Origin of the sequence: Endozoicomonas sp. ALB032, from assembly GCF_049310125.1 — a bacterium.
GTDB lineage: Bacteria > Pseudomonadota > Gammaproteobacteria > Pseudomonadales > Endozoicomonadaceae > Endozoicomonas_A.
Genome location: NZ_JBLYNW010000001.1, coordinates 3020469 through 3045572 on the forward strand (window position 1 = coordinate 3020469; position 25104 = coordinate 3045572).

The window sequence follows — 25104 nt, forward strand, 5'->3', positions numbered from 1 at the left end:
TTTTTTTGTCTTCCTCATGAAATGGCTGCTGTCAGATCAAGGGTTGAGGTCTTTGTCCCTGTCTGCATCAACAGGCTTGCGTTTTCGATGTATTCTTTTATGATCCGAAAGGGCTTTTGCATTATTCAAGAGCTTCCCGCATGAATACATCTGGCCATTCTCACCGACCAGGGTCGCGTCACAGATTTGTTGTCCGGTGTGGTATCTTTTTTTGTGGTTAGTCAGGGAATTGGCATTCTTCCAGGCCATTCCGCATTGCCGGGGGAGACTATCCTCTCCGACCACGTTCATATGACAGGTGTGGTACCCGCTGTGATATTTGTATTTGTGATCCGCCAGCGAGCTTGCATTCTTGCAGACCTTCCCGCATCGCCGCTGCCGACCATCCTTCCCGATCACTGTCACGTAACAGGTCTGTTCTGAGGTGTGTTGTCTTCTTTTGTGATTCATCAGGGAGTTAGGATTCTTCCAGACAGTCCCGCAATATCGTCGAAGGCCATCCTCTCCGACCACGGTCATATAACAGGTTTGCTGCCCGCTGTGGTGTTTGTATTTGTGACCCGCCAGCTTACTCTTATTGCTGCAGACTTTTCCGCATGGCTGCGGCTGGGCACCGTCTTCGGTTACTGGCAGCATACAGGTTTGTCGTCTGGTATCGCAGGCGCTTTTGTGAGTCGACAGATCTTTGGCATTCATGAAGACCTTCCCACACTTCTGTTGGCCGTTCTCGCCGATCACGTTCAGGTCACAGGTTTGTTGTCCGGTATGATATCTTCTTTTGTGATTCATCAGTGAATAAGTATTCATACAGACCGTCCCGCACGGCCGCGAGAGACCATCCTCTCCAACCATGGACATAGAACAGGTTTGTTGGCCGCGGTGATATTTGTATTTGTGATCCGCCAGCGTGCAGGCATTCTTGAAAACCTTTCCGCATGGCTGCTGCTGACCATCCCTCCCGACAACGGTCGCGTTACAGGTTTGTTGACCGGTTTTGTGTCTTCTTTTGTGAGTAGACAGGGTATCGGCATTCTTACACACCGTCCCGCATAGTCGTGTCCGGCCATCTTCCAGGACCACCGTTACGCCACAGATTTGTTTTCCGGTGTGTTCTCTTCTTTTGTGATTTGCCAGTGCACTGGCATTCTTGCAGATCTTTCCGCATTGCTGTTGCTGGCCACTTTCCCCGACCACCATCACGTAGCAGGCTCTTTGTCCGGTATGGTATTTGCTTTTATGAACCGACAAGGCATTAACATTCTTGCAGATTGTCCTGCACGGCTGCGGCTGGCCATTCTCGCCAACTATTGTTAAGCCACAGGCTGGTTGTTCGTTATTGTTTATGGCTTGTACTCTGTTTGTCCGGGAAATATGGGATGAGCTTTGATCCAATTGGGATGAGTGAGTGACTGTTTGTTCTGTTTTTGAAATCCCCGCACGGGATGTGAGATGGCTAAGCGTGAAGGAGATTTCGGATTCTTCGGGACAACTTTGATTACGTAGATTGAGCAATCCGCTGATTATAACCAAATCATCAGTGTTGACAGGTAAATGCTTGAGCGTTGTTGCATCATCAGGCTGATGCGCTTGTCGTTGGGAGGGGTTATGTCCATTGGCAAAATGAGGGTATAAGCCTTGTCCGGGGTGCGTTTCTGTGCAGTTTGACGAGATTTCCTGGTAATTCAGCGTCCATTCAGCGGGCCTTTTGCCATCGGTTGATGGTCTGAATCGACAAACGCCGTTACAGGGGTGAGCGAAACAATTTAAACTTAAAGTATGTGAGAGTTGTTCAGAGCCCCCGTTACCGCCGCCAGTGTCAGAATAAAGCGGGTTAGTGAGAGAGTCTTTTGGGAGATTAGTGGTTTGTGGGGTTTGTTTACCGGATGCTTCTGATGGCTGATGTTGTGTTGGATTTTGTCCATAGCCATACATGGTAATGAGGATCTGAGACAGATAATCCTCCTGTGTCAACATGGATGTCGTCTGTTGTTCGATTGGGTCAAATAAAGGTGAATCGGGATTCCAATAGTTTTTTAAAAGCCAACCGACAACGACAACCACTTCTGAAGGTACCCACGAATAAGGGCTGGAGTTTAGAGGGTTGTTTTTGGTGGTCAGGAGCAGTTCGTAAGCAACCAACAGATGAACCGCACAAAACCATTGCCACGAAACTGACTCAATGATGGTCGATTTAATCTCGTATCTGCCCGATCTTTGTCGTTTTTCACCAGACGGCGAAGCTGATCTTGTGCAGCCGTTTTTGTGAGCAATATCGGATGGATTGCCTGACGATGTATGTTGATTATGCTTTATAGAAAAGCTCTGGCCCGGAGAATCTGTATCCTGTTCAAGCTCGACAGTAAACCGTCCTGTCCAGGGTTCGGCCTGACAGACTGCAAACAACGAAAGCAGCAATAACAGCGGTGTCGCAAAGAGTAAGTGTTTAACAATTCTATCCTTGCCTTTTGGTTTACAAAGAGGAAGGATAGATCAAAAAATAAGTGAATTTTTCTGTCAGAGACCTGAGTTATCGTCAGGCACTGGTTTGCGTTTTCGATGTGTTCTTTTTTGACTGTAAAGGACCTGGGTCGTCTTGTCGGCCATCGCGCATGGCCGCCGCTGATTATCCTTCCACACCACTGTTACGTCGCGGGTTTTTTGCCCATTGTGGTTTTTTCTTTTGTGATCCGACAGGGCTCTGGTACTTCTGCAGACTCTCCCGCATAGTCGCTGCTGTCGATTCTTTCCGATCACTATCCAGTCACAGGTTTTTTGCCTGGTGTGGTGTCTACTTCTATGATCCGCCAGGGCGCGAGCATTCGCCACTGTCAACCCACATTGCCGTTGTTTGCCATCCTCTGTGACCACGGTCAGGTTACAAGTTTTGCGACCGGTGTGGTATCTGCTTTTATGGCATGAAAGCGCCTGAATATTCTTGCAAATCTTCCCGCATAGTCGCTTCTGGCCATCCTCTGTGACAACGATCTTGTCGCAGGCCTGTTGCCCGGAGTGGTCTTTTCTTTTGTGATCCGACAGGGCTTTAGGATTCTTGCAGACCATCCCACATCTCTGCTGCTGACCATCCTTTCCGACTCTGGTCAGGTAACAGATTTTTTGTTCGCCGTGCTCTCTTCTTTTGTGTTCCTGCAAGGCTTTCGCATTCACGCAGAGCACCCCACATAGTTGCTTCTGACCCTCCTTCCTGACCAGGACCACTTCACAGCTTCGCTGCCTGGAAGGGTCTACTCTACAGGTTAACCTGGGACCTATTGTGGCTGGGTCAACTTTTTCTACGTCGATTTCGTCTGAGTCAACCTTTTCTACGTCGATTTCGTCTGAGTCAACTTTTTCTACGTCGATTTCGTCTGAGTCGGCCTCCTCTATATTGACCTCACCTGAATCAACCTCTTCTTTATAGTTGCAGCTTCTGGTTGGGTTGCTAACAATGCTATGCGCCTGAAATAGTTGGACAGATGTACATTGGAGTTGAATGTCAGAAAAAAACTCCATGCTCTCGAAAGGCAAACCTTGTCGGAAGTCTGTAGCGTTTAGAAAATCAAAATGACCTATACAACTAAAGCAGTATCCATTAGCCAAATGAGGGCATGAACTTTGTTCAGGTAACGCCCCTGTGTGGTCTGTCGAGCTTCCAACTGAACCCAGAGGCCACCCGGCGGATGCTCTGCTATCGAATGATGATCGGAATCGACAAACGCCATAACAGGGATAGATGAAACAATTTAAGCCCAAAGTATGTGAGTGCTTTTGCGGGCCTCCTTTACCGCCGCCAGAACCAAAATACAGAGGGCTAATGAAAGAGCCTGCAGGTTGTTTGTTAGCTTGTGATGCTTGATGGCCAGATGATTTTGATTGTTGGTATTGTGGTGGGTTTTGCCCGGAGCTAAACATCGCAGTGATAGTCGCAAGCGAGTAATCTCCCTGTGTCAGCATAGAGGTCGCCTCCATTTGTTCAATAGGGTTAAGCAGGGCTGAGTCCGGATTCCAATAGCTTTTTAAAAGCTGGCCGACATCAACAAAGGCTGCTATTGGTACCCATGAATAGGGCCTGGAGCTCAAAGGGAACGTTTTCACGCCATAACTGGTGGCTCTGTATGGTTTCTTATCAGGTGGAAAGTCTGTATTCTGTTCAAGCTCGATAATAAAATGTATTGTTAACGACTCAGCCCGGGAGATGAAAGGGAAGGACAGGAGCAACAACAACGCTGCTGAAAAGAGTGAGTGTTTAATAATTCTATCCTTGCATTCTGGTCTACAGAGAGGAAGGATAGATCAAAAATAAGTGTGCTTTTCTGTCAAAAAACTTCTTGTAAAAAACCTCTGCCATAAATCAGAGGTTGCGCTGGGTAAAACCTCATTGAAGTCGTCTAATGGTCGTTACTTTTTCTTCTTACTTTCAGTTGCACTGAGGTCACCGGTCTGGTTCACATTCACAGGCTTGCGTTTTCGATGTATGCCTTTGTGATACATTAGAGCTGCATTATTCTTGCAGGCCTTACCGCATGGCCGCTGCTGGCCGTCCTCCCGGACGACGGGTTCGTCACAGGTTCTTTGCCCACTATGGATCCGGAGTTTGTGAGATTTCAGGGATTGAAGATTCTTGAAAACTCCCCCGCATTGCCCCGTTTGGCCATCCCTCCCGACGACTGTTAAGTTACAGGTCTGTTGTCCGGTGTGGGCAATTCTTTTGTGATTCTGCAGGGCTCCGGGATTCCTGCAGACCTTCCCACATGGCCTCCGCTGACCATCCATGCTGACCAGGATCACACCACAGGTTTGTTGCCTGGCATGTTTGCTTCTTTTGTGATTCAACAGAGCTATAGCATTTTTGCAGACCTTCCCGCATTGTCGCTCCTGACGATCCTCCCCGACGACGGTCAAGACACAGGTCTGTTGCCCGCTGTGGCATAGGCTTCTGTGAGTGTAGAGGGATTTTGCATTCTCGCAGATCTTCCCGCATGGACGCCGCTGGCCACCCTCCTCAACCACTGTCGCGGCACAGGTTTGTTGCCCACTATGGATTTTGCTTTTGTGAGAGATCAGGCTTTCTTTGTTCTTGCAGACCGTTCCGCATGGTCGTGGCTGGCCATCCTCTCCGACCACGATCACGATACAGGTTTGTTGTCCGGTGTGGGCAATTCTTTTGTGAGTCCGCAGGGCTTCAGGATTCCTGCAGACTGTCCCACATGACTTCTCCTGGCCACCCTCCCCGACCACTGTCATGTCACAGGTTTTTTGCCCACCGTGGCATTTGCTTTTATGACTTGACAATGACCGGACATTCTTAAAAAGCCTCCCACATGGTTGTTGCTGGCCATCCTTTCCAACTGTGGTTACAGCACAGGTTTGTTGTCCGCTGTGGGCTGCTTTTTTGTGTTCTGTCATGGCTTTAGAACTCTCACTGACCATTCCGTAGCGCCAATGTTGATCATTATTCATGGTCCCTATTTCGTTGCAGGCTTCTTGTTTGACCAGGGCTGTGGCTGTCCTTACACCCATTGAGACCGGGGCGAGCCCGTCTAAGGCAGCCCCGTCCAGGGCGACCCCGTCAAAGGCGACCCCGTCAAAGGCGACCTCGTCTAAGGCGACCCCGTCTAAGGCGACCCCGTCTAAGGCGACCCCGTCTAAGGCGACCCCGTCTAAGGCGACCCCGTCAAAAGAGCTGCGATTATAGGGTCGGTTGCCATCAGTGTCGTGTGTCCGAATGAGTTGTCCAGAAGTATATTGCAGTTGAATGGCGGGGGGATTATTCAATGCTTCCAAAAGTGAGTTTTGCTGGTGATGTCCAGTGCTTTCAGTCTGAGAATGACTGAGGCAACCATAGGAAGGTCTATTGGCCAATTGTAGGTATGAGCTTTGTCCGTATGTCAATTCTGTGTCGTCTGTCCAACTGTTCAGGAAATCCAGCATTCCGCTTTCGGATGATGGTCGAAATTTGCAAATGCCATTACAGGGGTAGACGAAACAGTCTAAATCCAACGTATGTTGGTATTGCTGAGGGTCTCCGTTCCCTTCCTCAGAAGAGGAAAACAGTATGCTGGTGAAATGGCCTGGAGGGCAGATGTGAGTGGCGGGGGTTTGCTGAACAGATGATTCTGATGGTTGTCCTTTTTGTTGGTCATGTTCACAGCCTGCCATCACAGTGGTGATCGAAAATGGTTGATACCGCTTTTTCAATATAACTGCCGATTGTCTTTCAATTGTGTTTAACAGCAGTGAATTGGGGGTCCAATAGCTTTTTAAAAGCCAGCCGATAGCGACAACCACGTCCACAGGCAGCCGTGTAAAAGGGGGGGAGCTTAGAGGAACGTCTCTGGTCGACAGGGTCAGTTCGTAAGCAATCAGCAGATTAGTGGCATGAAGCCACTGCCAGGAAATCAACTCATTGAGGGACATTTGAACTCCATAGCCATCTTCTCTTTGTCGTTTGTCTTCGGCTAGAGAGTCAGATCCTGCATAGTTGTTTGTGTCAGCAATGTCGGACGGGTTTCCCGGTAATCCAGGTTGGTCGCGCTTGATGGAAAAACTCAGATTTGGACAACTTGCATTCAGTTCAAGCGCGACAATAAAATGACCTTTCCAAAATTCAGCCTGACCAACGACAGAAAACGACAGTGTCATCAATATAGGTATTGCAAAGAGTGAGTGTTTAATAATTCCATCCTTGCATTCTGGTCTACAGAAAGGAAGGATAGATCAAGAAAATTAGCTTGCTTTTCTGTCAAAGAACTTTTTTTTAAAAAACGCTGTTAAAAATCAAAGGTTGCACGTGGTAAAACCACATTGAAGCCATACTGGTCGTTACTTTCTCTTCTTACCTTTCGGAGGACAGAGGTCATCCTCCTGTTCAAAGTTAACAGGCTCGCGTTTTCGATGTTTTCTTTTGTGATTCGCCAGGACTCCGGCATTTTTGCAGACCTTCCTGCATAGTCGCCGCTCGCCATCCTTCCCGACCACGGTCACATCACAGATTTGTTGCCCTCTGTGGATTCTGGATTTGTGAGATGACAGAGATTGAAGATTTTTGAGTACTACCCCGCATAGCCTCTGTTGGCCATTTTTCCCGACCACTGTTACGTTACAGGTTTGTTGACCAGTGTGAGCACCTCTTTTGTGAACCCTCAGGCTGGCAGGATTCGCGAAGACCTTCCCGCATGGCCGCTGTTGGCCATTTTTTGAGACCAGGGTCATATCACAGGTTTGTTGCCCGGCGTGGTCTATTGTTTTGTGATCCGAAAGGGTTTTAGCATTCCTGCGGATCATCCCGCATTGCTGCAGCGGGTCATCCTGCTTGATCACCATCATGTTGCAGAATGCATTCCCGGCAGAGGCGTTTGTATGGGTTGCCACTGCACCCATTGATTTTATGGCGACTCCGTCTGAGGTAGCCCCGTCTAAGGCGACCCCGTCTGAGGCGACCCCATCCATTAAATTGCAACGATAGCAGTTTTTATTGGCAAAATGAGGGCATGGCCCTTGTCTGAGTGCTGATTCTATTTGGCAAATCAAACTCTCCACGGAATTCAGCGCTCCGCTGTCCGATGGAGGTCGGAATCTGCATAGACCATAACACGGATGAACGAAACAATTTAAATCCAACGTATGTTGGTGTTGTCGAGGACTTTCGTTACCGTCGCCATAATCAGAAGACAGATGACTGGAGAAATAACCTGAAGGGCGGGCAGGTGTTTCGGGAGCTTGCTGGTCAGATGATTCAGATGGTTGACCTTGCTGTTCATGTTTATAGCCAGGCATCGTAATGGTGATTGCAAGCGGGAGCTCATCCTGTTTCAACATAGATACCGCTTGCAGTTTAATTGGATTAAACAGCGGTGAACAGGGGGGGCAGTAGCTTTTTAAAAGCCAGCCGACAGCGACAACCACTTCTACAGGTAGCCGTTTTGAGCCTGGAGGAGCGTCTCTGGTAGTCAGGATCAGTTCGTAGGCAATCAGCAGCTTGGCAGCGTGGAGCCATTGCCAGAAGATCGACTCAATGAGGGTCGTTTTTACCTGATAATCGTCAGGTATGTGTCGTTTGTCATCAGGCGGCGAATCGGATTTTGCATAGTCGTTTGTGTCGGTGATGTCTGGCGGGTTTCCAGATAATGTGAGTTGATCGCGCTTGATAGAAAAACTCGGGTTTGGAAAACCTGAATTCTGTTCAAGCTCGATAATAAAATGTCCTGTCCATGGTTCAGCCTGACAGACGAAAGAAACCGGTAATACCATCAATAGTGTCAGAGCAAAGAGCGAGCGTTTAATAATTCTATCCCTGCATTTTGGTTTACAGAGAGGAAGGATAGCCCAAGAAAATAAGCTTGCACCCGGTAAACCTAATTGAAGCCATGTACTGGTCGTTACTTTTTCTTTTTACTTTCTGGATGACTGAGGTCATCGCCCTGGTCCACATCAACAGGCTTGCGTTTTCGATGTCTTCTTTTGTGATCCGACAGGGATCCTGCATTCTTGCAGACCTTCCTGCATGGGCGCTGCAGGCCATTCTTCCCGACGACGGTCATGTCACAGGTTTTTTCCCGAGTGTGGTATCTGTTTTTGTGAGATAAAAGAGATTGAAGATTTTTGAAATTTACCCCGCAGGGTCTTGCTTGGCCATCCTTTCCGATTAGTGTAGTGTCGCAGGTTTGTAGACCGGTGTGGGCTCTTCTTTTGTGAGCCTGCAGGGCTCCAAAATTCCTGCAGACCTTTGCGCATGGTCGCTGTTGGCCATCTTCTGAGACCAGGGTTTTATCACAGGTTTGTTGTCCTGTATGGTCTCTTCTTTTGTGATTCGAGAGGGCTTTAGCATTCCTGCAGACCTTGCTGCATTGTTGCTCCTGCCCATCCTCCCCGACCACGGTCAGGCAACAGGTTTGCTGCTCGCTGTGGTAATTGTTTTTGTGAGTGTAGAGGGTTTGTGCATTCTTGAAGGTCTTCCCGCATCGCTGCTGTTGGCCATTCTTTCCGACTACTGTTTCGTCACAGGCTCTTTGCCCGCTGTGGTATTTGCTCTTGTGAGAGTAGAGGGTTTCTATATTCTTGAAAGTCTTCCCGCATGGCCGCTGCTGGCCATCCTCCCCGACCATGATCGCGACACAGGTTTGTTGCATGCTGTGGTCTCTTCTTTTGTGTTCTTTCAGGGTTTTAGAATTAATGCAGGCCTTCCCGCATGGCTGCAACTGGCCATTCTCACCGACCAGATTCACATCACAGGTTTTTTGCCCGCAGTGGTATCTGTTTTTATGACATGACAGGGCGTGAGCATTCTTACAGAGCTTCCCGCATGGTCGCTGCCTGCCATCCTCACCGATCAGGGGCATGTCACAGTTTTTTTTCCCGGTATGGTATCCGCTTTTGTGAGACATGAGGGCTTTGGCATTCTTAACGGCCGTCCCGCATTGCCTTAGCTGGCCATCCTGCCTGACCATAATCACATTGCAGACTACTTTCCCGGCAGAGGCGGTTGTATCGGCAAAATGCGGGCATGAGTCTTGTCTGGGTGTTGCCTCTGTGTGCCCAGTCGAACTCTTTAAGGAGTTCAGAGTTCCGTTGTTGGACGAATCGGACAATGGTCGGAATCTGCATAGGCCATGACAGGGATGGATGAAACAATTCGAATCCAACGTATGTTGGTGTTGTTGAGGGCCCTGGTTACCATCGCCAAAGTTGGAAAACAAAAGACTGGTCAGATGGACTAAAGGATGAGTATATGTTTGGGGGGCTTGCTGGTCAGATGATCCTGATGGTTGACCTTGTTGTTGGTTACGTCCATAGCCAGGCATCATGGTGATGATCGCCAAACATTGATCCTCCTGTGTCAATATAGATAACACTTGTCGTGCAAAAGGATAAAACGGCGATGAATCCGGTTTCCAATAGCTTTTTAAAAGCCAGCCGCCAGCGACAATCACTTCTACAGGTAGCCATGAGTAACAAATGAAGCTTGAAGGAGCATATCTGGTGCTCAGGGTCAGCCCATAAGCAACCATCAGGTGAGTGGCGTAAAGCCATTGCCACGAAATGAACTTGATGAAGGTCGTTTTTTCTCTGCAAATGTAAGTTTGCTGTCGTTTGATATCAGAAAGCGAATCGGATTCCGTATAGTCTTTTTTTTCGGCGATGTCTGATGGGTTGACCGGTAATCTGTGTTGGTCAGAAAAGCTGCGGTTTGGAAAACCTGAATTTAGTTCAAACTCGATAATAAATCGTCCTGTCCATGGATCAGCCTGACAGACAACAAAAAACGACAGTGATATCAAAAGAGTCATTGCAAACAGTGAGCATTTAATAATTCTATCCTTGCATTCTGGTCTTCAGAGAGGAAGGATAGATCAAGAAAATGAGCGTGCTTTTCTGTCAAAGAATTTCCTTTAAAGACCCACTGTTAAATAAACTTTGTTAAAAACCAAAGGTTGTAACGGGTGAAACTTCATTGAAACGCTTTACTGGTCGTTACTTTTTCTCTTTACCTGATGGATGATCGGGGTCATTGTCCTGGTCCATATCAACAGGCTTGCGTTTTCGATGTTTTATTTTGTGATTCGACAGGACGCCAGCATTCTTGCAGATCTTCCCGCATGGTCCCGGCCGACCATCCTTGCCGACGACGGTCACGTCACAGGTTTGATGCCCGCTGTGGATTCTCGATTTGTGAGATGACAAAGAATTGAAATTCTTGAAGATGATCCCACATAGCCTTGGTTGGCCATTTTTCCCGACTACTTTTGCATCACAGCTTTGTTGCCCGGTGTGGGCAATTCTTTTGTGAACCGCAAGGGCATGAGGATTCTTGCAGACTATCCCGCATGGCCGCTGTTGGCCATCTTCTGAGACCGCCGTCAAGCCACAGGCTTGCTGCCCGCCGTGGTAATTGCTTTTGTGAATGTAGAAGGCCTTTACATTCTTGCAGGTCTTCCCGCATGGTCGCTGTTGGCCGTCTTTCCCGGTCACTATTGCGTGACAGATTTGTTGCCCGGTGTGGTCTCTTTTTTTGTGATTCGCCAGAGCATTTGCATTTTTTAAGACCACCCCGCATGGCTGTGACTGGCCGTCTTCCCTGACCAGGGTCAGGCCGCAAGTTTGTTGCCCACTGTGGACTCTATTTTTGTGATCCAACAGGCTTCCAGTATTTTTGCAGATCTTCCCACATGGCTGTTTCTGCCCCTTCTTACTGATTACAGTCAAGTTACAAATTCTTTGCTCGGTGTGGTATCTGTGCTTGTGAGATGACAGCGATTTAGCATTCTTGAAGACTGATCCACAAGGCCTCTGCTTGCCATCCTCCCCGACCACGTTCACGTTGCAGGTTTTTTGCCCGGTGTTGATTTTGCTTTTGTTATCGGCCCCTTCTACGCCTGTCCAGGAAAGATGAGGTTGGCTCTGAACCGAATGAGATGATTCAGTGGTGTTTTGTTGTGTTTCTGAAGCTCCTTTCAGGGGGGAGAACTTGATAAATGTAGGGGGAAAAATGTTTTCTTCGAGAAAACGATCTGGTCCAAATGGACTGTCAATGACCGAAAATTCATTAGTGATGGAAGACCAATTTCCGGATATTGACATTTCATGGTTGAGTGACCCGGCGGGGAATGTGCTAAAAGCAGCCACAGTACCCATTGAGTCTATGGATACCTCGTCGAAGGAGGCTCCTTCCAGGGCGCCTTCGTCTGAGGTGAACTCGTCTGAGGCGACCCCGTCTGAGGCGACCCCGTCTAAAGAGTTAATGCTATTGGCCAGATGACCATTAATGTCATGCGGCTGTGGCTCAAATAATTGGTCACTATAAAATGGCGGGTAAATGTCAGAAAAATCATTCCATAGTTTGAACAGTGATTTTTGTTCGGAATGTGTAGCTTTTACAGAATCAGAATGGCCTATGCAACTGAGGTAGTGTCTATTCTCCAAATGAGTAAACAGTCTTTGTCCGGGTATTGTTTCTGGTTCAGCGGCTTGTTTTTCTGTCATTGCATCCGAAGTCTTTATCGGGGCAGAGGTCTCCCCAAAGTGTAATTCAGCTCGCTCCTTGCTATCGGATGATTGTTGGAGTTTACATACGCCACGACAGGGATGAACAAAACAATTTAAACCCAAGGTATGCAGGTTTTGTTCCGGACTTTTGTTACCGTCGCCAGAGTTAGAGTACTGGAGACTGTTTAAATCGCCTGTAGACTGGTGGCTGGCTTGTGAAGCTGGCTGTTCCGATGATTCTGATAGCTGATATTGTTGTTGATTATCTCTGGAGCCAAACGTCATAGTGATGGCTGAAAACGGTTGGTACCTCTGTGTCAACATACATGTCGCCTCCTGTTGTTCAAACGGGTTAAGCAGCGGTGAGTCCCGGTTCCAATAGCTTTTTAAAAGCCAATCGATAGCGACAACCACTTCTGCAGGTAGCCATGAATAAGAGATAGAGTCTGAAGGTGTGTTTTTGTTAGTCAGGATCAGCTGATAACCGACCAGAAGATGACTGGCGTGAAGACATTGCCATGAAATCGACTCAATGATGGCCTTTTTTACTCCATAATCACCAGGTCTTTGTCGTTTTTCATCAGGCAGAGAATCTGATTCTGTATAGCCATTTGTGTGGGCAATGTCTGAGGGACTTCCCGGCAATGTTTGACGGTCAAGCTTTATAGAAAAGTTCCGTAGTGGAGAACCTTTATTTTGTTCAAACCTGATAATAAACGGTTCTGTCCATGGATCAGCCTGACAGACAACAAAACACGAGAGTATCATCAACAGAGGTATTGCAAAAAGTGAGTGTTTAATAATTCCATCCCTGCATTCTGGTCTACAGAGTGGAAGGATAGATCAAGAAAATAGGTGTGCTTTTTTGTCAGGGAACTACCGTAAAAAAACCTGGACCAAAGATGGCACCGGGTAAAACCTTATGAAATGGCGGGTAGCAGATCAATCGTCCTGATCTACATCAACAGGTTTGCGTTTTCGATGTTCTCTTTTATGGTTCGATAGAGCGCTGGTACTCCAGCAGACTTTTCCGCATGGCTGCTTCACTCCATTCAACCCGACCACGGTAAAGTCACAGATTTTTTGTCCGGTGTGGTCTCTTCTCTTGTGATCCTTCAGTGCTTGAGCATTCTTGCAGACTTTTCCGCATTGTCGTTGCTGACCATTCTCTCCGAGCAGAGTCAGCTCACAGTTTTGTTGTCCGGTGTGGTCTCTTCTCTTGTGATCCATCAGGACTTGAGTATTCTTGCAGATCTTCCCGCATTGTCGTTGCTGACCATCCTCTCCGACTAATAACACGACACAGGTTTTTTGCCCGCTGTGCACTCTGCTTTTGTGAACCGTCAGGGCTCGGGCATTCTTGCATACCGCCCTGCATGGCCGCTGCTGACCATCCTCCTCAACCAGGGGCACGTAACAGGTCTGTTGCCCGGTGTGGTGTCTTATTTTGTGATCCGACAGGGTTTTAACATTTTTACAGGCTATACCACATGGCTGTTGCTGACCATCCTCCCCGACCACGGTTACCTCACAGGTTTTTTGCCCGGTGTGAACCCTTCTTTTGTGGTCCGTCATAGCGCGAGCATTCTTGCAGGCTTTCCCGCATGGCCGCTGCTGACCATCCTCTCCGACCACTGTCAAGATACAGGTTTGTTGCTCTGTGTGGCTTCTTTTTTTGTGATCATACAGGGCTTGAGCATTGTTGAAGGCCTTCCCGCATGGATGCGGCTGACCGTCATCTCCGACCAATGTCATGACACAGATTCGTTGCCCGCAGGGGTCTCTTCTTTTGTGATTCGACAGGGTTTGTTGGCAATGTCTAGTTTCTTCGGAGGGAAGACAATCCGAAGGTGAAATTCCTGTCAATCCAAGCGTTCCCGTTTTTGAGGTTCTTTGGTTTGATGTCGTGAATATAGCTACTGCTGTTGGGGGTGACTGGGAAAGATGAGGTGTGCTCTGATCCCATTGGGATGATGCTGTTGTTGTCTGGTTTGTTTCTGAAGTCTCCATCGGGGGGAAAGAGCGGGTAAGCATACAGGAAATCCCGGTCGCTCCGGGAAGGCTCCGACTTTGCAGTTTGAGTAGCCCGTTGATTATAACCACGTCATCAACGTTGACAAACATTTGCCCGGGCCTAGTCACATCATCATTGAGTGATCCTGTTTGGTCTGTCGAACTGCCTTCAGAGTTCAGCGGCCATTCGGCGGGCTCGCTGCTAAAGGATGATGACAGGAATATGCAAACACCATGACATGGATAGGCGAAACAATTTAAACCCAAAGTATGTTGATGATGTTGAGAGCCTCCGTTACTGCCACCAGAGCCATAATACAGAGGGCTAATGAAAGAGCCTGTAGGGTGATTAATTGCTTGTTGGGCTGGCTGGCCAGATGATTTTGATGGCGGGTATCGTTGTTGGTTATGTCCAGGGCCAGGCATCATAAGGGTGATCACAAACGGGGGATTTTGACTCATCTTTTTTTGTTCAATGAGGTTAAACAGTCGTAAATCGGAGTTCCAATAGCTTTTTAAAAGCCAGCAGACAGCAACAACCATTTTTACAGGTAGCCATGAATAAGGGGTTGAGCGAAGAGAAGCGTCGTTGGTGGTCAGGATCAGACCATAAGCAATCGGCAGGTCACTGGCGTAAAGCCATTGCCAGGAAGCCGACTCAATGATCGTGGCTTTTGCCTGATAACCCGCTCCGTAGCGTTCGTAATCAGGCGGCTGATCCGGTTCTGTAAAACGTCCTGTCCATGGTCTTGCCTGACAAACGACAGACAGCGACAGTAGCAGAAAAAGCGATGCCGAAAAGAGTGAGTGTTTAATAATTCTATCCCTGCGTTCAGGTCTACAGATAGGAAGGATAGATCAAGAAAATAAGCACGTTTTTCCGTCAAAGGCCTCCTCTTGAAAAGCTTCTGACAGGACTGGAGTCAGATCGTTACTTGTTCACTTTAGTTTCTTGACGACTCAAGTCATTGTCCGGTTTAACATCAACAGGCTTGCGTTTTCTATGTGCTCTTTTGTGTTCATTCAGCGCACCAGCATTCTTGCAGGCTTTTCCGCATGGTTGCAGCTGTCCATCCTCTGCGACTATTTTCACTTCACAGGTTTTTTTCCCGCTGTGGGTTCTGAGTTTATGGATCGACAAGGCTTGAGCATTGTTGCAGATCTTCCCGCATGGCTGCGGCTGACCATCCTTCCCGACCACGGGTAAGTCACAGGTTTTCGGCCCGCTGTGGGCGAATCTTTTGTGATCATAATAGCTTTTGGCGTTTTTGCAGATGACCCCGCAGGGTTTTGGCGAACCATCTTCACGGATCACTGTCATGACACAGGTTTTTTGCTTGCTGTGGTCTTTTATTTTGTGATCTGTCAGCCCTCGAGCGCTCATTAAGACCCTTCCACATGGCCGCAACTGGCCATCCTCCCCGGTGACTGTCACGTAACAGGTTTTTTGCCCGGAGTGGTCTCTGCTTTTGTGAGATGACAGGGCTTTAGTATTCTTGCTGACTTTCCCGCATGGCCTTGGCTGGCCGTCTTCCCCGATGACTGTCACACCACAGGTTTGTTGTCCGCTGTGGTCTTTTCTTTTGTGTTTCGACAGGGCTTGATTATCTTTGCAGACCTTCCCGCATGGCCAATGTTGGCCATCCTCCCCGATCACGTTTACTTTGCAGGTTGATTGTCTGGCACGGTTGTTGCTTTTTTGATCCAACAGGCTTGTTAATGTTGCTGTCTGGTAAAGATGAGGTTGGCGCTGATCCAAAAGGGATGATTCAGTGGTTGTCTGCTGTGTTTCTGAATGGCCCATTGTAAGGAAAACCTCGTGCTGTTCGAGAAGGCACTGTGCAGAGGGTGAACCATTGATGACTAAAAAATCATTATCCGTGGAAGGCAAATTCCCGGATATTTGCACGTCATCGTTCAGTGACACACTGGCGTCAGTTGTATAGTTAACCCCGTCTGAGGCAGCCCACTCTGAGAGACTGAAGCTATTGAATAGTTTGTCATCCATGTTCTGAGTCTGTAGCTGAGATGATTGCCCGTAGCCCAGGATTTCAGTGTCAAAGAGATTATTCAATGTTTCGAAAATCGGCTCAACTTGAGAATCTGTAGCGCTCACAGAATTAAAATGACCTATGCAACTATGGCAGTGTCTATTCAACAAATCAGATAAAAAGCTTTGTTGGAGCATATCTCCTGTGTGGCCAATTGAAATCTCCGTAAAATTCAGCGGCGATTCAGCGAACTCTGTGCTGTCGAATGAGGGTCGGTGCTGACAAACGCCATGACAGAAATTGAAGTAACAATTTAAATCTAAAGTATGTTGATGTTGTTCGGGGTCTTCGTCACCGCCACCAGAGCCAGAGTAAAGAGTGCCACTGATAGAGCCTGCAGAGTGGGTAGATATCAGTGGGGCTTGCTGGCCATAGGATTCTGATGATTGATATTGTTGGTGCTGCTGTTGCTGCTGTTGGTTATCCCCGGAGCTGAACGTAATTGTGATGGCAGTATACGGGGGATTCCCCCGTGTCAACATAGACGTTGACTGCCGTGCGATCGGGTTAAACAGCGGTAAATCCGGGTTCCAATAGCTTTGTAAAAGCCAACCGACACTGACAACGGCTTCTACAGGTAACCATGAACAGGGGGGGGCGATTAGAGGGGCATCTCTGCTGCCCAGGGTCAGTTCGTAAGCGACCAGCAGATTCGTAGCGTAAAGAAACTGCCAGGAAATCGACACAAAGAGGGCCGTGTTTATCCTGTAAACGTCAGGTCTGTATCGTTTGTTATCCGGTGGTGAATCTGATTCGGCATAGTCGTGTGTTTGGTCACTGTCTGACAAGTTGACCGATAATGTGCGTCGATCTGGTGTCATGGAAAAGTCGTAACTTGGAGAGCCTGAGCTTTGTTGAAACTCCACAATATAAGGTTCTGACAATGGTCCGGTCTGGCCAGTGTCAGGCAATGAAAGTGGCAGCAACAGAAGTAACGTAAAGAGTGAGTGTTCAATAATTTTATCCCTGCTTTCTGGCTTACAGAGAGGAAGGATAGATCAAGAAAATAAGGGTGTTTTTCTGTTAAAGGCCTTTTGTTAAAAATCAAAGTTTGACCAGGTAAACGTCATAAAGCGGCTCTGTCGTTACTTATTCATTTTACTTTCTCGAAGTCTGAGGCGTTTCCCCTTGTCTGCATCAACAGGCTCCTAGGAGGCCGACCGAGAATAGACTGCCCTACTGCGGCGGCAGCAAATTGGTCTAAAAATCCGCTTTTGTTCGTCAAATAGCTCGCTATTCTCCTCACAAAACCGAATTTTCATCCTCAATTTTCTGCCGTCCTCGCTACGGGCGCTATTCTCGGTCGGCCTCCTAGTACTTTCGATGTATTCTTTTGTGATTCGTCAGGGCTTCAGCATTCTTGCAGGTCTTTCCGCATGGTTGCAGCTGGCCATCCTCTGTGATCACTGTTTCGTCACAGATTTGCTGTCCGGTATGATCCCTTCTTTTGTGTTCTGAGAGGGCTTGAGCACTCTTGCAGATTTTCCCGCATAGGTGCAGCTGGCCATTTTCCCTGATCACGGTTACCTGACAGATTTTCTGCCCGGTGTGGTCTCTTCTTTTGTGATCCGTCAGGCTTCTTTGACTCTTGCAGACTCTTCCGCATGGCTGCCGCTGGCCGTCCTTCCCGACCGTGGTCGCGTCACAGGTTTTTTGCCCGGAGTGATCTCTTCTTTTGTGATCCAAAAGGACTCTAATAGTCTTAAAGGCCTTGCCGCATGGCTGCTGCTGATCTTCCTTTCCGACCACTGTCACATCACAAATTTGTTGCCTTTCGCGCTCTCTGTTTTTGTGATCCCTCAGGATTCTGACATTCTTGAAGGTCTTCTTGCGTGGACGCAGCTGGCCATTCTCCCCGATCATGGTCATTTCAAAGTTTTTTTGCCTTCCATGGGTTTTGTATTTGTGAGTCGCCAGAATTGCAGCATTCTTGCAGACTTTCCTGCATGGACCCGGCTGGCCATTCTCACCGACCACGGTCGCATCACAGATTTTTTGCCCACTGTGGATTTTACTTTTGTGAGACCAGAGAGATGGGGCATTTTTGCAGAGTTTCCCGCACGGCTGTGGTCGGCCATCCTTTCCGACCACAGTCACCTCACAGGTTATTTCACCGGAGAGGGCTCTTTTTTTATGATACGTCAGGGATTGAACTTTGTTGTAAACTCTTCCGTTAGGTCTCAGTTGGTCAACCACCCCAGCCAGTGCCAGGTTGCAGGTTGGTCGCCCGGCAGGATCGTTTGCACAGGCTGCCTCAGCGCTTATTGAGTCTATGGTCAATCCTCCCAGAGGGCTGCCATCAATATCATATGGCTGAAATAGTTCATCAGAATCGCACAGGAGCTGAATATCATCAGGGAAATTATTCAATATTTCTGTAAGCTGGTTTTGTTCGCGAAGTATAGCTTCTGAAGAATCAGACTCAATCATGCAATGAAAACAGTATCCTTGAGTCAAATGTGGGCATAAGCCTTGTTCGGGTGATGCTTCTGTTTGAGAGATTTGCATTCCTGTTATTGTCTCTGGAATCTGTATTGGCATGAAGGGCCGCTCACAGTGTAACTCAGCGGTCCCGGTATTATCGGGTGACAGTCGGAATTGACAAATTCCATTACAGGGATAAACAAAACAATTTAAACCTAAAGTGTGCAAATGTTGTTGAGGGCCTTCGCCACCGCCGCCAGAGCCAGGTTGCAGAGGGCTAATGACAGAGCCTTCAGAGTGCCTGGTGGCTTCCGGGGCGTGCTGCTCCGATGATTTTGATGGCTGGTAGGGTTGTTGGTGATGCTCGGAGCCAAAAATCATTTTCATGATCGCAAACGGTTGACTCCTCTGTGTCAACATAGATGTCACCTGTTGTTCAATCGGATTAAACAGCGGTGAATCGGGGTTCCAACTGCTTTTCAAAAGCCAATTGACAATCACAATGGCGTCCAGAGATAGCCACAAATGAGACATGGTGCATGCGGGAGAGTACTTGGAGATCAGGATCAGTTGGTATGCAATCAGCAGATTCGTGGCATAGCGCAATTGCCACGAAATCGACTCAATAATGGTTGTTTTCACCTCGTAATCATACGTTCTCTGTGACGGGTTCCCCGACGATGTATTCAGGTCTCGCCTCATAGAAAAGTTCTGGTTTGGATAACCTGTGCTTTGTTGAAGCTCAACTATAAAACGACTTGTCAACGGTTTGGCCTGACAGACGACAGACAATGAAAGCAATAGCAGGGTCAGATAGAGAGAGTGTTTAATGATTCTATCCTTACTTTCTCGTATACAGATAGGAAAGTAGGTCAAAAGAATGACAGGGTAGGGATAAGATGGAGATATTTACTTGTCCCCATCATCAGGCTTGCGTTTTCGATGTACTCTTTTGTGATAAGACAGGGCCATAGCATTCTTACAGACCTTTCCACATGGACTCGGCTGACCATCCTCCCCGTGTACTGCTATTTTGCAGGTTTGTTCTCCGGAATGTTCTTTCATTCGGTGATTCGACAGGCCTTTAGAATTTTTTAATGTCTTTCCGCATGGTCGCGGCTGGCCATCCTCTCCGACCACTGTCGAGTAACAGATTTTTTGCGTGCCGTGGAATCTGCTTTTGTGCACCGAAAGGTTTTGAATATTATTGAAGGTCCTTCCGCATAGCCGCTGCTGGCCATCCTTGCCAACTATATTTGCGTCACATATCGCCTGCCCACTGTGGGCTGTTCTTTTGTGATTTACAAGGTCTATAGCACTTTTGCAAACCCTCCCGCATGACTGGCGCTGACTCTGTTCGTCAACGACTTCATAGAAACAAACTTTTGGTTTGGTGTGGTCGCTTCTATGGTGATTTCGCAGGGCTTGAGCGTTCTTGCAGACCTTTCCACATGGCCGTTTCTGACCATCTTCTGCGAACACTATTGCACTGCAGGTTTGTTGCCCTGTGTGGTCTCTGTATTTGTGATACCGAAGGGCTTGAGTATTCTTACAGACAAATCCACATGACCGCTGCTGGCCATCCTTTGTGAACACGCCAACCTTACATATTTGTTGCCCGCTATGGTCTTTTTTATTGTGGTATTTCAGGGCTAGAAGATTCTTGCACACCATTTCGCAGGGCCGCAGCTGGCCATCCTGCCCGATAACGGTTTCGTCACAGATTTGTTGATTGCTGTGAACGTTTCTCTTGTGACTCTTCAGGGCTTTACTATTTTTGAAGAATTTTTCGCATGGTCGCTGCTGGCCGTCTTCGTCGGACACTGTAAAGTCACAGTTGTGCTCAGTGCTATGGAATCTGGTTTTGTGATTTGCAAAAGCTTTGGCATTTTTGCAGGGAAACGCACATGGCTGCGGTTGGCCATCTTCACTGATCAGAGTCAGATTACAGATTTTTTCACCGCTGTGCTCTTTTCTTTTGTGATCTGACAGGGCTCTCAAACATTTGAAGACCAACCCGCATGGCCGCAGCTGGCTGTCGTCCCCGATCACCATGACCTGACAGGCTTTTTGCCCTGAGTGGTTTTTGCTTTTGTGATCTGACATAGACTTGGCATTCTTACAAATGGCCCCACATGTCCGCAGCAGACCATCCACACCGATCACGGTGACATAACAGGTTTGTTGCAGGGTGTGCTCTCTTCTTTTGTGATCCGAGAGGTCTTCAGCATGCTTGCAGAGCCTCCCGCATGGCCGCCGACGGCCATCCTCCCCAACCAGGGTCACGTCACAGGCTTTTTGCCCGGAGTGGTATTTGCTTTTGTGAACTGACAGTGCCTTTTTCCTCTTGGAGATGACTCCACATGTCACCGGCTGGCCATCCTTCCCGGTTATGGTTACGTCACAGATTAGTTGCCTGTCGGCGGGGGGGATATTGGTCGTCACGATAGTTACTGAGTCTGAGGTAAGTTCGTCTGTAAAGTTGTAGCTATTGGCAGGGCTGCTATCAGCGCCATGCATCTGTGACTGATTTGTATCTGGCTTAACCAGTTGACCATAGTCGTTTTGAGGTTCAATGGCAGGGGAATCATTCGCTGTTATGAATAGTGAACTTTGTAGGGGATTTATAGTATCTAAAGGAGCCAATTGACTGATGCAAATAAAGCAGTATCCATCAGCCAAATGGGGGCATGCACTTTGTCCGGGTGCTACTCTTGCGTATCTTGTCGGGCTTTCGTCGGGGTTGGGCCACCATTCAGCAGGCCCGAGGTTATCAGATGATGATCGAAATTCACAAACGCCATGACAGGGAGAGAGAAAACAATTCAAACTCAGAGTATGATGGAGTTGTTGAGGGTCTCCGTTGCCGTCAAAAGAGCCAGAATGCAGGAGTTCAGTTAAATTGCCTGTAGGTTGGGTGGAGGTTTGTGGGGCTCGCTGACCAGATGATTCTGACGGCTGGTATTGTGGAGGGTTATGTCCAGAGCCAAACATAATAGTGATGTTTGCCAACGGGTAGTCGCCCTGTGTCAAAATAACTGCCGCCTGTTGTTCGAACGGGTTAAACAGCTGTGAATAGGGGCTCCAATAGTTTTTTAAAAGCCAGCCGACAACGACAGCTAATTCTAGAGGTAGCCATGAATATAGTTTGGAGCTCAAAGGGGTGGTGGTCAGGATCAGTTTGTAAGCAACTGTTAGATGAGAAACGTAAAGGTACTGCCATGAAATTAACTCAATGATGGTCGTTTTTACCTCGTAACCACCTGCTACTTGTCGTTTGTCATCAGGCGGCGAATCGGGTCCTGTATAGCCGTTTGTATCAGAAATATATAACGGGTTGTCCGGCAATGTTTGCAGGTCACTTTTAATGGAAAAACTCCAGTTTGGCGAAATTGCATCCTGTTCAAACTCAGCAATATAGCTTCCTGACCATGGTTCGGCCTGACAGACAAAAGAGGACAATATTAGCAGTATTAGCAGTGCTGCAAAGAGTGAGAGTTTAATAATTCTATCCTTGCATTCCAATATACAGAGAGGAAAGATAGATCAAGAATATAAGTATGTTTTTCTGTCGAAGACACTTTGTTAAAAAACACAGTTAAAAACCAGAGGCCGCACCGGACGATATCTTATCGAATGAGCGTAAAACCCCGTACTTTGAGAGGGTGTCGCAAAAGGTCAATTAAAACGCTTCAAGCTTCAAACCGTCATCTCCGCGAAGGCGGAGATCCACTGTTCGTGGTGGGTTCCCGCCTGCGCGGGAACGACGATCTTGATATATCCTGCTGACCATACCCTTTTGCGACACCCTCTTGAGGACGGGGATGTAAGCTCGGCTTGCAAAGCAAGCCCCTTGTGCTACTTTGCTATCCGTCAGGTGTTTTTTGCGATTACGCTACCTGACAGGAGAAGTAAAATACCTTCCGCTTTCTGCCCGTGTTTGTTAACGGGGTCGCCTAGACAATCCGAAAGGTAGAGCAGATTGTCGAATAAGGTGTATGCCGCTACTGGGTAAGGTATACACTGCGGTCGGGCATGACCGTCTGGTGGTAGGAATCCCCGTCCTTTAGAGGGTGTCGCAAAACTCTCTCCGGCGTGGGAACGCGTTGACTCCCGTCATTGTCGGCTTCATTCTCGTCATTGTCGGCTTCATTCTCGTCATTGCCGGCTTCATTCTCGTCATTGCCGGCTTCATTCTCGTCATTCCCGGCTTCATTCTCGTCATTCCCGGCTTCATTCTCGTCATTCCCGCGAAGGCGGGAATCCACACTGACTCTCCACCAGAACCATACTGCCCGGTGTCCCCCTGGCCTTGTCATCCCCGAGAAGGCAGAGATCCACCGTTGGCGCTGGATTCCCGCCTTCGCGGGAATGACGACTTCAGAGCGTGAGAACGAGCTGTTGAAGTTTTGCGACACCCTCTTTAGGGCGGGGAGGATGTCAATACCTGTTGGTTTTAGTTCTTGGAGCACTGAGGTCATCATCCTGGTTCACATCATCATGCTTGCGTTTTCGATGTCTTTTTTTGTGACTCGAGAGAGCATCAGCGTTTTTGCAGACCCTCCCGCATAGCTTTGGCTGGCTATCCTCTGAGATCAGGGCCACGTTGCAGGTTTGCTGCCCGGTGTGGTCTCTTCTTTTGTGATATGACAGGGCCAGGGCATTATTACAGGTCGTCCCACATGGCTGCAGCTGGCCATCCTCCGTGACCAGAATCGCGTTGCAGGTCTGTTGCCCGGTGTGGTCTCTTCTTTTGTGATATGACAGGGCCAGGGCATTATTACAGGTCGTCCCACATGGCCGCTTCAGACCATCCTCCGTGACCAGATTCACGTTGCAGGTTTGTTGCCGGGTGTGGTTTTTGATTTTGTGATAATACAGGGCTTGGGCATTTTTACAGGTCGTCCCGCATGGCTGTGGCTGGCCATCCTCCCCGACAAGGGTCAGTTCACAGGTTTGTTGCCCGCTGTGCTCTTTTCTTTTGTGATATGACAGGCTATAGGCATTTTTACAGATTTTCCCGCATGGCCTCTGCTGGCCATCCTCTCCGACCATAATTAGCTTACAGGTTTGTTGACCGCGATGCTCTCTGACTTTGTGATAAGACAAGGCTTGAGTATTATTGCAGACCAATCCGCATAGCCGCAGCTGGCTATCTTCACCGGCAACAGTCAGGTCACAGGATTTTTGCCCGCTGTGGATGTTTCTTTTGTGTTCCGACAGAGCTATTACGTTCTTGCAGACCTTCCCGCAAGGTCGCTGCCGACCATCCTTCCTGACCACTGATGTGTCACAGATTTGTTGCCCGGAGTGATCTTTTCGTTTGTGCTTCGTCAGGGCGTTAGCATTGTTGCAGACTTTTCCGCATGATCGCTCTTTACCATCCTCCCCGACCACAGTCACGGCACAGGTTCTGTGCCCGCTGTGGTATCTGCTTTTGTGAAGCGACAGGGCATGAGAAGTCTTGCAGACCTTTCCGCATCGTCGCTGTTGAGCATTCTCACCGGACAGGGTCAGGTCACAGATTAGTTTCTCGCTTTGTTCAGTGGCCTGCCCGGTGACTGTCCGGGAAAGACCAGGTGGCCTTTGACCCCATTGAGGTGTTTCTGTAGCGGTTTGTTGTGTTTCTGAAGTCACCATTAAGGGGGTAAAGTGAGCAGGTGTAGAGGAAATTTCGTTTTCATTGTCAGTTCCGTGCTGACCCAGAATGAGAAGCCCCTGGATTATAATCCAGTCATTAGCGCTGGCAGGCAAATTCCCGGGTATTGTTGCTTTATTACCGGGTGGTCCGATAGGGTCAGCACAAGCAGTCCATGCACTCATTGAATAGGTATGATCCGATAATGATCGGAACTTGCAAACACCATGACAGGGATGGACGAAACAATTTAAACCCAAAGTATGTGACTGTTGTTGAGAGTCTCCGTTACCGTCGGCAGAGCCAGAATACAGGGGACTGTTGAAAGCGCTTGCAGGTTGGCTGCTGGCTTGTGGGGCCTGTTTGCCAGTTGATTGTGATAGCTGGCCTTGTTGTTGCTGTTGTTCAGAGCCAGGCACCATGGTGGTGATCACAAACCTGTGATCTTCCAATGTCAATATAAACGACATATGTATACCAAATGGTTTAAACAGCAATGAATCGGGGTTCCAATAACTTTGTAAAAACCAGCCGACAGCGACAGCCATTTCTATCAGTAGCCATGAATAAGGAGTGGGGCTCAGTGCTGTACCTCTGGTGGCCCGGGTCAGTTCGTAGGTAACCAGCAGATCAGTGGCGTAAAGCCATTGCCAGAAAATGGACTCGATAAGGGGTGTTTTTACCCTGTTACTGTTAGGTCTTTGTCGTTTGTCATAAGGTGGAAAATCTGATCCTGAATAGCTTTTGGTGATGACTGACGGTTTGCCCGACAATATAAGCGGGTCTGAGTTTATAAAAAAACTCTGGTTTGGAGAGCCAGGATCCTGTTGAAGCTCGAGGACAAAACCCCTTGTTAACGGTTCGGCCTGACCGATGACAGATAACAACAGTAGCAGCAACATTGGTGCTGCAAAGAGTGAATGTTTAATAATTCTATCCCTGCGTTCTGGTATTCAGAGAGGAAGGATAGATCAAGAAAATCAAGGTGTTTCCTTACCA

The 25104-nt window shown here is 48.1% G+C and carries 12 protein-coding genes; 1 reads left to right on the forward strand and 11 read right to left on the reverse strand.

Going from position 1 to position 25104, the window contains the following annotated elements:
* Positions 1-36: 36 nt before the first annotated feature.
* The 10 genes from ACO6VG_RS11410 to ACO6VG_RS11455 all read right to left on the reverse strand — a co-directional run bounded on the left by ACO6VG_RS11410 (position 37) and on the right by ACO6VG_RS11455 (position 21929).
* The gene (locus tag ACO6VG_RS11410) at positions 37-2403 is read right to left on the reverse strand and encodes a hypothetical protein (protein ID WP_422137029.1); all 2367 of its coding nucleotides are present in this window, start codon (positions 2401-2403) and stop codon (positions 37-39) included.
* Between the two features lie 111 nt (positions 2404-2514).
* Positions 2515-4218, reverse strand: a complete 1704-nt coding sequence (locus ACO6VG_RS11415) for a hypothetical protein (protein ID WP_422473938.1) — start codon at positions 4216-4218, stop codon at positions 2515-2517.
* 177 nt (positions 4219-4395) lie between these two features.
* Positions 4396-6639, reverse strand: a complete 2244-nt coding sequence (locus ACO6VG_RS11420) for a hypothetical protein (protein ID WP_422473940.1) — start codon at positions 6637-6639, stop codon at positions 4396-4398.
* Positions 6640-6819: 180 nt separating this feature from the next.
* Positions 6820-8247 (reverse strand): hypothetical protein, encoded by a 1428-nt coding sequence (locus tag ACO6VG_RS11425; protein WP_422473942.1) that lies wholly within the window; start codon positions 8245-8247, stop codon positions 6820-6822.
* A gap of 128 nt (positions 8248-8375) precedes the next feature.
* Positions 8376-10283, reverse strand: a complete 1908-nt coding sequence (locus ACO6VG_RS11430; protein WP_422473944.1) for a hypothetical protein — start codon at positions 10281-10283, stop codon at positions 8376-8378.
* A 184-nt stretch (positions 10284-10467) separates the two neighbouring features.
* Entirely contained in the window at positions 10468-12747 is a 2280-nt protein-coding gene (locus ACO6VG_RS11435) for a hypothetical protein (protein WP_422473946.1), read from the reverse strand.
* Positions 12748-12921: 174 nt separating this feature from the next.
* The gene (locus tag ACO6VG_RS11440) at positions 12922-14454 is read right to left on the reverse strand and encodes a hypothetical protein (protein ID WP_422473948.1); all 1533 of its coding nucleotides are present in this window, start codon (positions 14452-14454) and stop codon (positions 12922-12924) included.
* A 469-nt stretch (positions 14455-14923) separates the two neighbouring features.
* Complete coding sequence (locus tag ACO6VG_RS11445; RefSeq protein ID WP_422473950.1) at positions 14924-16969, reverse strand: hypothetical protein; 2046 nt, start codon at positions 16967-16969, stop codon at positions 14924-14926.
* Between the two features lie 385 nt (positions 16970-17354).
* Complete coding sequence (locus ACO6VG_RS11450; protein WP_422473952.1) at positions 17355-19109, reverse strand: hypothetical protein; 1755 nt, start codon at positions 19107-19109, stop codon at positions 17355-17357.
* Positions 19110-19376: 267 nt separating this feature from the next.
* Positions 19377-21929: a hypothetical protein gene (locus tag ACO6VG_RS11455; RefSeq protein ID WP_422132383.1), complete on the reverse strand. Its 2553-nt coding sequence runs from the start codon at positions 21927-21929 to the stop codon at positions 19377-19379.
* A 644-nt stretch (positions 21930-22573) separates the two neighbouring features.
* Between ACO6VG_RS11455 and ACO6VG_RS11460 the strand changes: the two genes are divergently transcribed.
* Positions 22574-22858: a hypothetical protein gene (locus ACO6VG_RS11460; protein ID WP_422473954.1), complete on the forward strand. Its 285-nt coding sequence runs from the start codon at positions 22574-22576 to the stop codon at positions 22856-22858.
* A 49-nt stretch (positions 22859-22907) separates the two neighbouring features.
* Here the strand turns inward: ACO6VG_RS11460 and ACO6VG_RS11465 are convergent, their stop codons facing one another.
* Complete coding sequence (locus ACO6VG_RS11465; protein WP_422473956.1) at positions 22908-25007, reverse strand: hypothetical protein; 2100 nt, start codon at positions 25005-25007, stop codon at positions 22908-22910.
* Positions 25008-25104 lie beyond the last annotated feature (97 nt).